11 protein-coding genes are annotated in these 12,962 nt (G+C 63.2%); all 11 read left to right on the forward strand.

The window, feature by feature from the left end; genetic code table 11:
- Window positions 1-387 precede the first annotated feature (387 nt).
- The 11 genes from VK792_RS03035 (at window position 388) to VK792_RS03085 (ending at window position 12,916) form a co-directional block, all read left to right on the forward strand.
- Window positions 388-1,824, forward strand: coding sequence for a Glu/Leu/Phe/Val family dehydrogenase (locus VK792_RS03035; RefSeq protein WP_326295872.1), 1,437 nt, complete (start codon window positions 388-390; stop codon window positions 1,822-1,824).
- Between the two features lie 279 nt (window positions 1,825-2,103).
- Window positions 2,104-3,357 (forward strand): sarcosine oxidase subunit beta family protein, encoded by a 1,254-nt coding sequence (locus VK792_RS03040; protein WP_326295873.1) that lies wholly within the window; start codon window positions 2,104-2,106, stop codon window positions 3,355-3,357.
- A gap of 152 nt (window positions 3,358-3,509) precedes the next feature.
- The gene (locus VK792_RS03045) at window positions 3,510-3,782 is read left to right on the forward strand and encodes a sarcosine oxidase subunit delta (protein ID WP_326295874.1); all 273 of its coding nucleotides are present in this window, start codon (window positions 3,510-3,512) and stop codon (window positions 3,780-3,782) included.
- A complete protein-coding gene (locus VK792_RS03050; protein ID WP_326295875.1) occupies window positions 3,779-6,715 on the forward strand; it encodes a sarcosine oxidase subunit alpha family protein in 2,937 nt (978 codons plus the stop codon). Before VK792_RS03045 ends, VK792_RS03050 begins: the two co-directional genes overlap by 4 nt.
- Window positions 6,708-7,259 carry a sarcosine oxidase subunit gamma gene (locus tag VK792_RS03055; RefSeq protein WP_326295876.1) on the forward strand — a complete coding sequence of 184 codons (552 nt, stop codon included), beginning with the start codon at window positions 6,708-6,710 and terminating at the stop codon, window positions 7,257-7,259. The genes VK792_RS03050 and VK792_RS03055 overlap by 8 nt, the downstream gene beginning before the upstream one ends.
- Window positions 7,260-7,317: 58 nt before the next feature.
- On the forward strand, window positions 7,318-7,623 hold the full coding sequence (locus VK792_RS03060; RefSeq protein ID WP_326295877.1) for a hypothetical protein: 306 nt from the start codon (window positions 7,318-7,320) through the stop codon (window positions 7,621-7,623).
- Between the two features lie 46 nt (window positions 7,624-7,669).
- Window positions 7,670-9,598 carry a DNA primase gene (gene dnaG / locus VK792_RS03065; protein WP_326295878.1) on the forward strand — a complete coding sequence of 643 codons (1,929 nt, stop codon included), beginning with the start codon at window positions 7,670-7,672 and terminating at the stop codon, window positions 9,596-9,598.
- A 125-nt stretch (window positions 9,599-9,723) separates the two neighbouring features.
- On the forward strand, window positions 9,724-11,712 hold the full coding sequence (gene rpoD, locus VK792_RS03070) for an RNA polymerase sigma factor RpoD (RefSeq protein WP_326295879.1): 1,989 nt from the start codon (window positions 9,724-9,726) through the stop codon (window positions 11,710-11,712).
- A 47-nt stretch (window positions 11,713-11,759) separates the two neighbouring features.
- Window positions 11,760-12,374: a hypothetical protein gene (locus VK792_RS03075; RefSeq protein WP_326295880.1), complete on the forward strand. Its 615-nt coding sequence runs from the start codon at window positions 11,760-11,762 to the stop codon at window positions 12,372-12,374.
- Between the two features lie 13 nt (window positions 12,375-12,387).
- Window positions 12,388-12,669, forward strand: coding sequence for an HlyU family transcriptional regulator (locus VK792_RS03080; RefSeq protein WP_326295881.1), 282 nt, complete (start codon window positions 12,388-12,390; stop codon window positions 12,667-12,669).
- Between the two features lie 13 nt (window positions 12,670-12,682).
- Window positions 12,683-12,916 (forward strand): RND transporter, encoded by a 234-nt coding sequence (locus VK792_RS03085; protein WP_326295882.1) that lies wholly within the window; start codon window positions 12,683-12,685, stop codon window positions 12,914-12,916.
- The last annotated feature ends 46 nt before the right edge of the window (window positions 12,917-12,962 follow it).

A 12,962-nucleotide genomic window follows, 5' to 3' on the forward strand; every position in this document is an offset into this window, starting at 1 on the left:
ATTGTTCGGAAACACTCGCGAATTTCCCTGGTATTCCGGGGGTCTGTTTCGTGGGCGTCGACAGTCCTGAGGGAAAAACCTGCAATCCCCCTCAAATTGAAAAGGGTGATTCACAGACTCGGTTTTTCGGAGACCCAGAACGCCGCGGAACGGGCGAAAAAAGGCGGTATGGGATGACGCTACGTCAACACTTTACCCGCTCAACATCACATTTCCATGTCAAGTTTCGTTAAAATATTCACATATATATGTGCAAAAATGCGCATCTCGACGCCCGCCGTCAGGGTGCGACAATTTGGTAGCCTTCCGGGGACCATCGGCTTAGGTTGCTGAAAAAATGGTCACTGTGTGAACCTCTCGCGCATGGCCGCCAGCAAGGAGAGACCCATGACCCTCGCAGCCAGAGGCGAACCAACCTTCCGTCAAAGCGTGGACCTGATGTTCAACCGCGCCGTGGCCCTGATGGATCTGCCGCCCGGTCTCGAGGAAAAAATCCGCGTCTGCAACTCGACCTACACCGTCCGGTTCGGTGTCCGCCTGCGTGGCCACATCCACACCTTCACCGGCTACCGCTCGGTCCACTCCGAACATATGGAACCGGTCAAGGGCGGCATCCGCTTCGCCAGTTCCGTCAACCAGGACGAGGTCGAGGCGCTGGCCGCGCTGATGACCTATAAATGCGCGCTGGTCGAGGCACCGTTCGGCGGCTCAAAGGGGGGCTTGTGCATCGACCCGCGCCAGTGGGACGAACACGAACTGGAACAGATCACCCGGCGCTTCGCCTATGAACTGATCAAGCGCGACCTGATCAACCCGTCGCAAAACGTGCCCGCGCCCGACATGGGTACGGGCGAACGGGAAATGGCCTGGATCGCCGACCAATACGCCCGGATGAACACCACCGACATCAACGCCCGCGCCTGTGTCACCGGCAAGCCGCTGAATTCCGGCGGCATTTCCGGCCGGGTCGAGGCGACGGGCCGGGGCGTGCAATACGCCCTGCGCGAATTCTTTCGCGATCCGCGCGACATGGCCAAGGCCGGCCTGACCGGCCGGCTCGACGGCAAGCGCGTCATCGTTCAGGGTCTGGGCAACGTGGGCTACCACGCCGCCAAATTCCTGAGCGAGGAAGACGGCTGCAAGATCGTCGGGATCATCGAACGCGACGGCGCCCTGATCGACCCCGCCGGCATCGACGTCGAGGCCGTCAAGCACCACATCGACCGCCACGGCGGCGTCGATATGTTCCCCGGGCCGCGCTATGTCGCCGACGGGGCCAAGGTGCTCGAGGAAGACTGCGACATCCTGATCCCTGCCGCGATGGAAGGGGTCATCAACATCTCGAATGCCGAACGCATCGCCGCACCCCTGATCATCGAGGCTGCCAACGGCCCGATCACCGCCGGGGCGGACGATATCCTGCGCAAGAAGGGCACGGTGATCATCCCGGATCTCTACGCCAATGCGGGCGGTGTGACGGTGTCCTATTTCGAATGGGTCAAGAACCTCAGTCACATCCGCTTTGGCCGGATGCAGCGCCGCCAGGAAGAGGCACGCCACCAACTGGTGATCGACGAACTCGAACGGCTGTCCGCAGATACCGGCATCGGCTGGACCCTCAGCCCCAATTTCAAGGAAAAGTACCTGAAAGGCGCGGACGAACTGGAACTGGTGCGCTCCGGTCTCGATGACACGATGCGGATTGCCTACCAGTCCATGCGCGAAGTCTGGCATGGCCGCGACGATGTCGAGGATCTGCGCACCGCAGGGTATATCGTCAGCATCACCAAGGTCGCCAACAGCTATCGCGCCAAGGGCATCTGACACCCGTGGGTTGATTTACATCAAGGCGGCACACCCGGCTTTGCGGCAGGGTGGGCCTGTCATTCCCGTGACACACACACAGCGATCTTCGGCCGGTCCGCGTATTGGGCAGGTCTTTCCAGTGGCCTGCCGTTACCCCGACATCCCGGACCCAGCCGCGTGGCGCGGCGAAATGCCGTTCGCGGCAGAAAAAGTCGAAAAACTGCTTTTTGTCGTCGTTTGTGAATTGAAGTGCGGCGCGCGTCTTGGTTCAGTCTGCCCAAGCAAAGGGAGACGCGGATGCGCTTTTCTGCATTGAAGGTCCTGACCGAAGGGCTGACCGGCAACAAGGGCTGGACGCCGCATTGGCGCGATCCGCAGCCGAAATCCGAGTATGACATTGTCATCATCGGCGGCGGCGGTCACGGCCTGTCCACGGCCTATTACCTGGCGCGCGAACATGGCCTGACCAATGTCGCGGTGCTGGAAAAGGGCTATCTTGGCGGTGGCAACGTCGGGCGCAACACGACCATCGTGCGCGCCAACTATTTCCTGCCTGGCAACTCCGAATTCTACAGCCATTCGCTGAAGCTGTGGGAAGGGCTGGAATCCGAGCTGAACTACAACGTCATGCATTCGCAGCGCGGGCTGATCAACCTGTTCCATTCCGATGGTCAGCGCGATGCCTTCGCCCGGCGCGGCAATTCGATGATCAACCAGGGCGACGATGCCATCCTGCTGGACCGTGACGGCGTGCGCAAACACCTGCCCTATCTCGATTTCGACAACGTCCGCTTTCCGGTCTATGGCGGCCTGCTGCACCCGCGTGGCGGTACCGCCCGCCACGATGCTGTGGCCTGGGGCTATGCCCGTGGCGCCGACCAGCGCGGTGTCGATCTGATCCAGAACTGCGAAGTCACCAGCATCGACATCGAAGGTGGCAAGGTGCGCGGCGTGCAAACCACCCGCGGCGCGATCCGGGCAAAAAAGGTGGCCATCGTCACCGCCGGCCGGTCGGGGCAGGTGGCGGCCATGGCCGGCATGCGCCTGCCGATCGAAAGCCACCTGTTGCAGGCCTTCGTGACCGAAGGGCTGAAACCGGTGATCGACCATGTCGTCAGCTTCGGCATGGGCCACTTCTATATCAGCCAGTCCGACAAGGGCGGACTGGTGTTTGGCGGCGACCTCGATTTCTATGCCTCTTATGCGGCACGCGGCAACCTGCCGATGCAGGAACACGTGATGGAGGCCGCGATGACCCTGATGCCGATGATCGGCAAGGCCCGCGTTCTGCGCAGTTGGGGCGGGATCATGGACATGTCGCCCGACGGCTCGCCGATCATCGACAAGACCGGGATCGATGGGCTCTATCTGAACTGCGGCTGGTGTTATGGCGGGTTCAAGGCGGTGCCGGGCTCGGGCTTCAGCTTTGCCCATCTGATCGCCACCGACCGCCCGCACGAACCGGCCGCGCGGTTCCGGCTGGACAGGTTCCGGACCGGCCAGGGTCTGATGGACGAAGAAGGCACCGGCGCGCAGCACAACCTGCACTAGGCCGGGGTCAAGGGGATGAACGTGACGATTTTCGCACCGAAGAACAGAAACCAGATCGCCACCGGCGATATGCGGGGTCGTATGCATCGATTGTGCATGGAATGTGCATGGCGTGTGCATCCCGGATTTGCCCCCCGGGAAAGGAGCAGCAAATGAGGATCCCCTGTCCGATCTGTGGCGACCGCGACCGCCGCGAATTCTATTACCAGGGCCATGCGGTGATGCTGGACCGCCCCGCACCCGACACCGGCGAAACGGTCTGGGACGACTATCTGCACAACCGGGAAAACCCCGCGGGCGACACCCGCGACCTGTGGTATCACGACGGCGGCTGCGGGGCGTGGCTGGTGGTCACGCGCAACACGATTACCCATGAAATCAAGGGTGTAGAGCTTGCCCGCGACGCAAAAGGGGGTGCCGCGTGAGGATCGACGGCAAGGGCCGGATCGACCGGTCGAGAACCCTGAATTTCCGTTTCGACGGCCAGCGCTTCACCGGGCACCCCGGCGATACGCTGGCCTCGGCGCTGATGGCGTCGAACGTGCGGCTGATGGGCCGGTCGTTCAAGTACCACCGTCCCCGCGGCGTGCTGACCGCCGGCAGCGAGGAACCCAACGCCCTTGTCACCGTCGGCAAGGGCCCCCACCGCGAACCCAACACGCGGGCAACGGTTCAGGAACTCTTTGACGGGCTCGAGGCCCGCAGCCAGAACCGCTGGCCGTCGCTGGCGTGGGACCTTCTGTCGGTCAACGATATGGCCGCCCCGTTCCTGGGCGCGGGGTTTTATTACAAGACCTTCATGTGGCCCAGAGCGTTCTGGGAAAAGCTTTACGAGCCGATGATCCGGCGCGCCGCCGGACTGGGGGCGCTGGACGGACGCAACAACCCGGATGCCTATGAAAAGGCTTATGCTTTCTGTGACGTTCTGGTCATCGGCGCGGGCCCTTCGGGGTTGATGGCGGCGCTGACGGCGGCGCGCTCTGGCGCGGATGTCATCCTGTGCGACGAGGCGCCCGAAACCGGTGGTCGCCTGCGGTTCGAAGAGGAAGAGGTCGGCGGTCTGCCGGGCCACGCCTGGGCGCGCGAGGTGACGGCGGAACTGGCCGGTATGGACAACGTCCGTATCCTGACCCGCACCACCGTGACCGGTGCCTATGACCAGGGCACCTTTGGTGCGCTGGAACGGGTCAGCCATCACCTGTCCGATCCCGCCGGGCGTCCGCGCGAATGTTTCTGGCGCATCGCCGCCAAACGGTCGATCCTGACCGCCGGTGCGCTGGAACGCCCGGTGGCCTTTCGCAACAACGATCGTCCGGGGATCCTGAACGCGGGCGCGGTGCGCGCCTACCTGCATCAATGGGGCGTGGTGCCGGGCCAGAATGTCGCCGTCTTCGGCAACACCGACGATGCCGCCCGCACCGCCCGCGATCTGCAGGCGGCGGGCGTTCGGGTCTGCGCGCTGATCGACAGCCGCCACGACGCCCGGCCCAAGGCCTCTTGCGATGTCTTTACCGGCACGGTGATCGCCAATGCCCACGGTGGGCGTGGCGGGGTCGAGGCGGTGACGCTGCGCCGGGGCGACGGGTCAGAGATCAAGCTGAACTGCGACGCCGTTGCGATGACGGGCGGCTGGAATCCGTCTGTTCACCTGGCCTGTCATATGAACGCACGCCCGGTCTGGAACGCAGAAATCAAGGCTTTCGTGCCCAGGCCCGACATGGTGCCGGGGATGGCGGCCGCCGGCGCGGCGAATGGTGCCTTTGCGACGCAAACCTGCCTGGACCAAGGGATCGCGGCGGCACGGGACGCGGTTCAGGCGCTGAACCTGACCGCGCCCGACATGGAAACGCCGCAGGCCGAAAACGCGCCGTACCGCATCGCGCAGCTTTGGGCGGTGCCAGGCAAGGGCCGGGCCTGGCTGGATTTCCAGAACGACGTGACGGTCAAGGATGTGAAACTGGCGGCGCAGGAAAACTATGCCTCGGTCGAGCATATGAAGCGTTACACCACGCAGGGCATGGCCCCCGACCAGGGCAAGAATTCCAACGTGGCCGCGCTGGCCGTTCTGGCGGATGCGACCGGGCGCGACATTCCCGGCACCGGAACGACGACGTTCCGCCCGCCGTATTCGCCGGTCAGCATCGCCGCGATGGGGGCCGGGGCGCAGGGCGCGGGCTTTGCCCCGCAGCGGCTGACCACCAGCCACGCTGCCAGCGTCGAGATGGGCGCGCCGATGATCGAGGCCGGGCTGTGGTACCGCCCCAGCTATTTCCCGCGCGACGGCGAAAAGACCTGGCGCCATGCCTGCGACCGAGAGGTTGCGATGGTGCGCAACCGGGTGGGCGTCTGCGACGTGTCCACCCTGGGCAAGATCGACATCCAGGGGCCGGACGCGGCCGCCTTTCTTGATTTTGTCTATACCAACACATTCAGCACGCTGAAGGTCGGGCGCACCCGCTATGGCCTGATGCTGCGCGAGGATGGTCACGTCATGGACGATGGCACCACCGCCCGGCTGGGCGAGACCCATTTCGTCATGACCACCACAACGGCGGCGGCGGGTCTGGTGATGAAGCACCTCGACTGGGTGCACCAGGCGCTGTGTCCGCAGATGGATGTGCGGTTCATCTCGGTCACCGAACAGTGGGCGCAGTTCGCCGTGGCCGGGCCGCAGTCGCTGGAATTGCTGAACGGGCTGCTGGACACGCCCGCGACCGATGCCGACTGGCCGTTCATGGCTTGCGGGCCGGTGTCCGTGGGCGGGGTCACCGGACGTCTGTTCCGGATCTCGTTCAGCGGCGAACGCGCCTATGAACTCGCGGTGCCGTCGCGCTATGGCGACAGCCTGTTCCGTGAACTGGTCAGGCGCGCCGAGGGTATGGGCGGCGGCGCCTACGGGATGGAGGCGCTGAACGTGCTGCGGATCGAAAAGGGGTTCATCACCCATGCCGAGATCCACGGGCGGGTGACGGCCTATGACATCGGGATGGAGCGCATGGTGTCGGCGAAAAAGGACTGCGTGGGCAAGACCATGGCGGCGCGTCCAGGCCTTGTCGGCGATCATCGGCAGCAGCTTGTGGGCCTGCGCCCGGTGACGGCGACCGAGCCGATCAGCGCGGGCGCACATCTGTTCAAGGATGGTGACGCCGCAGTCCGGGTGAACGATCAGGGTTATGTCACCTCGGTTTGCTATTCGCCGACACTGGGCACCTACATGGGGCTGGGGTTTCTTGAGAATGGTCGCGCTCGGCATGGCGAGGTGATCAGGCTGGTTGACCACCTGCGCGGGATCGAGGTGCGCTGCACCGTCGGTGACCCGGTGGTCTTTGACCCGGACGGAGGGCGGATGCGTGGTTGAACTGAAAGCCAAGAGCCCCTGCCAGGGGCGCAAACCCGTCACCCACGGCAGTGTGACGCTGAGCGAGGTGCCGGTGACCACGATCACCGCGCTGCTGCCCTATCGCGGCAAGACGGCGGAGCTGTCGGCGGCGTTGCAGGATGCGCACGGGCTGGCCCTGCCGGGGCCGAACAGCCTGACGCGGGCGGGCAACGTGACCTGCCTGTGGACCGGGCTGGACCAGGCGATGTTGATAGGGGCGGAACCGGCCGATGCGCTGTGTGCCCATGCTGCAGTGGTCGACCAGTCCGATGGCTGGACCGTTGTCACCCTGACCGGTGCGGCGGGCGTTGACGTTCTGGCGCGGCTGATCCCGGTGGACCTGCGCACCAAGGCTTTTCCCGAAGGGACGGCGATGCGCACGCAGGTGGGGCACATGACGGCCTCTGTCGCGCGGCTGTCGGGCGATACGGTGCAGATCATGGTGTTCCGGTCGATGGCAGGCACGCTTTGGCATGAGTTGGAAACTGCCCTGTCCGGGGTCGCGGCGCGCACCGGGGCGTGACTCTGTCCCGCCAAGCCGTTACCCCTGCAGGCAAAGCAATGCCTTCGGGAGGTTCCCCATGCGAGTCGTTCTGGCCGTCGCCCTGACCCTGTCCGCCGCCACCGCGGCCCACGCCGCAGACATGCAGCGCGAATGCGCCGTGCAAGGGGCGTTGATCCAACTGATCACCGATCACCGGCTGGACGGCAAGACCGAGGGCCGTACTGAACGGCTGATCAAGAAGGGCATGACCGAAGAGGCGCGCAAATACGAAGGCGTGCTGCCCGACATGGTGGACTATATCTTCAAGATGGTGCCACAAGAGCAACTGGACGGCGAGATGGGCAAGGTCTGGGAAAGCCAGTGCCTGGCCGCCTCACAATAGACACGGGTGCTGGACTCGGGGCTGCGGAAGCCCAATATAGGACGCTATGAGTCTGCCCCCTGGTTTCCTTGATGAACTGCGTACGCGCACCAGCCTGGCACAGGTGGTGGGCCGCAAGGTCATGTGGGACACCCGCAAGTCCAACCAAGGCAAGGGCGACCTGTGGGCGCCGTGCCCGTTTCATCAGGAAAAAACCGCGTCTTTTCATGTGGATGACCGGAAGGGTTTCTATTATTGCTTCGGGTGCCACGCCAAGGGTGACGCGATCAAGTTCGTGCAGGAAACCGAGAACGTCAGCTTCATGGAAGCGATCGAAATCCTGGCCGGAGAGGCCGGGATGCAGATGCCCGCGCGCGATCCGCAGGCCCAGCAGAAGGCCGACCGCCGGACACAACTGCTTGAGGTGACAGAGGCCGCGCAAAAGTTCTTTCGGATGTCGCTGCGCACCGGCGCGGCGGCAGCGGCGCGCGACTATCTTGCGCGGCGCGGTCTGTCGGACGCGGCGCAGGAACGGTTCGGTATCGGCTTTGCCCCCGACGACTGGCAGTCCCTGTGGGACCACCTGCAAGGCAAGGGGGTCGAGGCCGATTTGATCATCGCCGCCGGTCTGGCCAAACCCAGCCAGAAGGGTGGCAAACCCTATGACGTGTTCCGCAACCGTATCATGTTCCCCATCGCCGACCCGCGTGGCCGGGTGATTGCCTTTGGCGGCCGGGCGATGGATCCGAACGACGGGGCGAAATACCTGAACTCACCGGAAACCGATCTCTTCGACAAGTCGCGCACGCTGTATAACCACGGTCCCGCGCGCGAAGCGGCGGGCAAGGGCCAGCCGCTGCTGGTGGCCGAAGGCTACATGGATGTCATCGCGCTCAGCGAGGCGGGCTTTGGCGCATCCGTCGCGCCGCTGGGTACGGCGGTGACCGAAAGCCACCTGCAGATGCTCTGGCGAATTTCGAACGAGCCGATCATCGCGCTCGACGGCGACAAGGCCGGGATCCGCGCGGCGATGCGGGTGATCGACATCGCCCTGCCGCTACTGGAGGCAGGCAAGGGCCTGCGCTTTGCGGTGATGCCCGAAGGCAAGGACCCAGACGACCTGATCCGCGCGGAAGGGGCAGGGGCGGTGCAGGCGGTTCTGGATCAGGCGATGCCGATGGTGCGCCTGCTGTGGCAGCGCGAAACCGAGGGCAAGGTGTTCGACAGCCCCGAGCGCAAGGCCGCGCTGGACAAGGCCCTGCGCGAAAAGATCAAGCTGATCCAGGACCCGACCCTGCGGTCGCACTATGGCGAAGAGATCAAGCAATTGCGCTGGGATCTGTTTCGCCCGGCCCGCAGCGGCGGGGCGCGCAAGCCTTGGTCCGCGCAGCCGCAGGTCTGGGCTGAAACCAAGTCGTCGTTGCTGGTGGCCGCCGGCGACATCGCGCAGGATCGACTGCGTGAGGCGGTCATCCTGGCCACTGTGCTGACCACGCCCGAAATTGCCGAGGAATTCGAGCCGCAACTGGAGCGCATGCTGTGCAGTGACCCCGATCATGCCCGGCTGCGCGATGCCATCCTGCGCCACGCCGGGGCACCGGGGAACCTGCGCGACAACGTGGCGGAAGAACTTGGCCCGGACCCCCTTGAAACCTTGTTGTCGGCGCGCCATGTGGCAGTGGTGCCCTGCGTCCGCACACCCGGTAATGTCGAGATGGCCCGTATGACCGTGGCCGAAACCCTTGCCAAGCTGGAAGCGCAGCGCGGGCTGAAGGCCGAGATCGCAGAGGCTGAACACGACTTGAACGCGCTCGCCGACGAGGTGCTGACCCGGCGCCTGCGGGACGCCGCAAAGGCCCGTGACGCCGCGCTGCAAACCGACCGCGAAGACAAGAGGGAATTCGATCTGGGCCCCAACGGCGCCCCGATCAGCCGAGAGGAACGCGATGCCTTTTCTGCCCTGATGGATCAGATCACGTTTACCAAGCGTCGCTGAAAAGGCGCGTTTTCGTGAGGAAAAGGCAAAGAAAACAGGGTAGACGGGTTTTCGAATCACCATAACACGCTATTGATTCGGGTTAACGAATCGAATCGTCCCGCCCCCCGCCTGAGGAGCACTACATGGCCGCCAAAGACACCGACGACACCAAGACCGCCGACCAGGACGACGAGGTAAGCCTTGATATGAGCCAGGCCGCGGTCAAGAAGATGATCGCGGAGGCGCGGGAACGTGGCTACATCACCTACGACCAGCTGAACGAAGTGCTTCCGCCCGATCAGGTCTCTTCCGACCAGATCGAGGACGTGATGTCGATGCTGTCGGAGATGGGGATCCAGGTTACCGAGGACGACGAGGAAGGGGACGAAGACGACGCCAACAAAGGCTCGACCGATCTTGTCGCCGCGGGTGCCAAGGGCGAGGTCGCGCTGGCCGGTGCCGCCACCGAAAAGCTGGACCGCACGGATGATCCGGTGCGCATGTACCTGCGCGAAATGGGCAGCGTCGAGTTGCTGTCGCGTGAGGGCGAGATCGCGATTGCCAAGCGGATCGAGGCCGGGCGCAACACCATGATCGCGGGCCTTTGCGAAAGCCCGCTGACCTTCCAGGCGATCACCATCTGGCGCGAGGAACTTCTGTCCGAAGATATTCTCTTGCGCGATGTGATCGACCTTGAAACCACTTTTGGCAACCAGATCGACGAGGATGGCGAGGTCGATGAACCGGTTGTCGACACGTCGAACGTCGAGGCGATGAAGTCCAAGAAGGACGAGCCCGAGCTGGACGCGGATGGCAACCCGATCCGGACCGATGACGACGAAGACGATGACGATCAGGCCAACATGTCGCTGGCCGCGATGGAATCCGCGCTGAAGCCGCGGGTTCTGGAAACGCTCGACCGGATCGCGCGCGATTACGAAGAACTGGCCGAGATGCAGGACATGCGGATTTCCGCAACCCTGAACGAGGACGGTTCGTTCAGCGCGCAGGACGAGGAACTGTACCAGAAGCTGCGCGCCGAAATCGTTTTGCTGGTGAATGAACTGCACCTGCACAACAACCGGATCGAGGCATTGATCGACCAGCTTTACGGCATCAACCGCCGGATCATGTCGATCGATTCCAGCATGGTGAAGTTGGCCGACCAGGCCCGAATCAACCGTCGCGAATTCATCGACGAATATCGCGGGCGCGAACTGGACCCGAACTGGCTCGAGAACATGGGCGAGAAATCGGGCCGTGGCTGGCAGATGCTGATCGAACGGTCGTCGGACAAGATCGAAGAACTGCGCGCTGACATGGCCCAGGTCGGTCAGTATGTCGGTCTGGATATTTCTGAATTCCGCCGCATCGTGAACCAGGTCCAGAAGGGCGAGAAAGAAGCCCGGCAGGCGAAAAAGGAAATGGTCGAGGCGAACCTGCGCCTCGTGATTTCCATCGCCAAGAAATACACCAACCGCGGGCTGCAATTCCTGGACCTGATCCAGGAAGGCAACATCGGCCTGATGAAGGCCGTGGACAAGTTCGAATACCGCCGCGGCTACAAGTTCTCGACCTACGCGACCTGGTGGATCCGCCAGGCGATCACCCGGTCCATTGCAGACCAGGCGCGCACCATCCGTATTCCGGTGCACATGATCGAGACGATCAACAAGCTGGTCCGCACCGGCCGCCAGATGCTGCACGAGATCGGCCGCGAACCGACGCCCGAAGAACTGGCCGAAAAGCTGCAGATGCCGCTGGAAAAGGTCCGCAAGGTGATGAAGATCGCCAAGGAACCGATCTCTCTCGAAACGCCGATCGGCGACGAGGAAGACAGCCAGCTGGGCGATTTCATCGAGGACAAGAACGCCGTCCTGCCGCTGGATGCCGCCATTCAGGACAACCTGCGCGAAACAACGACGCGGGTCCTGTCGTCGCTGACCCCGCGTGAAGAACGGGTGCTGCGGATGCGCTTTGGCATCGGCATGAACACCGACCACACGCTGGAAGAAGTCGGCCAGCAGTTCAGCGTGACCCGCGAACGCATCCGCCAGATCGAAGCCAAGGCGCTGCGCAAGCTGAAACACCCCAGCCGGTCGCGCAAACTGCGGTCGTTCCTGGATCAGTGAGGACCGATCCCGCAACAGGACGCGCTTGCAAGGGTAGCCAGAAGTGGTTGCAACGTTTTGTCGAAGAAGCCCCGGAGCAGTTGCTGCCTTCGGGGTGTTCTCGTCTGCACTGGGTGTCTCCTGTCGCGTGTGACAGTTTTCGGGAATATCAGGACGGGATGTTTCTGAAAAAGCTTGGTTTCGAACGACTTGCGCCAGAACTTGAAACCTTCTGGCCGAAGGGAGGCCCGGTCTGGGATGGTTTGGCGTTGACGGATGGTTTGCCGGTTCTCGTAGAAGCCAAGGCGCATGTGTCGGAATTCTTTTCGCCGCCGTCGCGTGCATCCGAAGAATCCTTGACGCGTATCAAGGCTGCGTTCGCCGAAACCCAATCCGCGCTTTCATTGATCGCGCCCACGGACTGGACAAAGGTTTTTTATCAATACGCCAATCGGTTGGCTCATCTAGGGTTTCTGCATCGGGAAGGCGTGAAAGCACACCTTCTGTTGGTCGGATTCCTGCATGACGCAGAGATGAAAGGACCAGTTTCCGCAGAAACCTGGCAAGCCCTGCACCGCGCGGCAGATCACGCGCTTGGGCTGCCGTTGAAGCACCGGTTGTCACCCTTCGTGCATTTGGTTACGCCATCGGTGCGTGATCTTTCGTCCGGTGTCAGCCCATAATTCAGGAGGTCCCATGTCCCTTCTCTCCAAGCTCTTCGGCGGCGGCAGCCCCAAAAAAGCGGCCCCCAAGCCTGACCCGGTCGATCATGCCGGCTTCCGCATTTTTCCCGATCCGATGCCAGAGGACGGCCAGTTCCGCATTGCCGCGCGGATCGAGAAGGACATCGACGGCGAAACCAAGGTGCACACCCTTGTGCGGGCCGATCTGATCCGATCTATGGACGAGGCGGTCGAAGCCTCGGTCTTCAAGGCCCGACAGATGATCGACCAGATGGGCGACCGGATTTTTTCCTGACAGGCGAACCAAGATGACCAAGCTCCGCGCCATCCTCGACAGGATCGACCTGTTCCCGATCATTTTCGCCTGTGCCCTTCTGGGTCTTGCTCCCTTTGTGCCGGAACCGCACATCTGGGAAAAGCTCACGATGCTGGTGTCGGGGACGTTGGTGAAACCCATCGACATTTTCGACTTCTTTTTTCACGGGCTGCCGTGGTTGGTGCTGGCGCTTAAACTGGGGCTGGGAACCCGCAAGACGGATTGACCTCGCAGGATTCGCGGCGGCACGGGGCAGGCCCAATCGCCTGGAA

Source organism: Mesobacterium hydrothermale (assembly GCF_035818635.1).
Taxonomy (GTDB): domain Bacteria; phylum Pseudomonadota; class Alphaproteobacteria; order Rhodobacterales; family Rhodobacteraceae; genus Mesobacterium_A; species Mesobacterium_A hydrothermale.

Excerpts from the sequence above, each read along its gene's own strand:
- VK792_RS03040 (WP_326295873.1), top strand. The coding sequence starts at position 2,104 with ATGCGCTTTTCTGCATTGAAGGTCCTGACCGAAGGGCTGACCGGCAAC.
- VK792_RS03045 (WP_326295874.1), top strand. The coding sequence starts at position 3,510 with ATGAGGATCCCCTGTCCGATCTGTGGCGACCGCGACCGCCGCGAATTC.
- dnaG (WP_326295878.1), top strand. The coding sequence starts at position 7,670 with ATGAGTCTGCCCCCTGGTTTCCTTGATGAACTGCGTACGCGCACCAGC.
- VK792_RS03085 (WP_326295882.1), top strand. The coding sequence starts at position 12,683 with ATGACCAAGCTCCGCGCCATCCTCGACAGGATCGACCTGTTCCCGATC.
- rpoD (WP_326295879.1), top strand. The coding sequence starts at position 9,724 with ATGGCCGCCAAAGACACCGACGACACCAAGACCGCCGACCAGGACGAC.
- VK792_RS03080 (WP_326295881.1), top strand. The coding sequence starts at position 12,388 with ATGTCCCTTCTCTCCAAGCTCTTCGGCGGCGGCAGCCCCAAAAAAGCG.
- VK792_RS03060 (WP_326295877.1), top strand. The coding sequence starts at position 7,318 with ATGCGAGTCGTTCTGGCCGTCGCCCTGACCCTGTCCGCCGCCACCGCG.
- VK792_RS03035 (WP_326295872.1), top strand. The coding sequence starts at position 388 with ATGACCCTCGCAGCCAGAGGCGAACCAACCTTCCGTCAAAGCGTGGAC.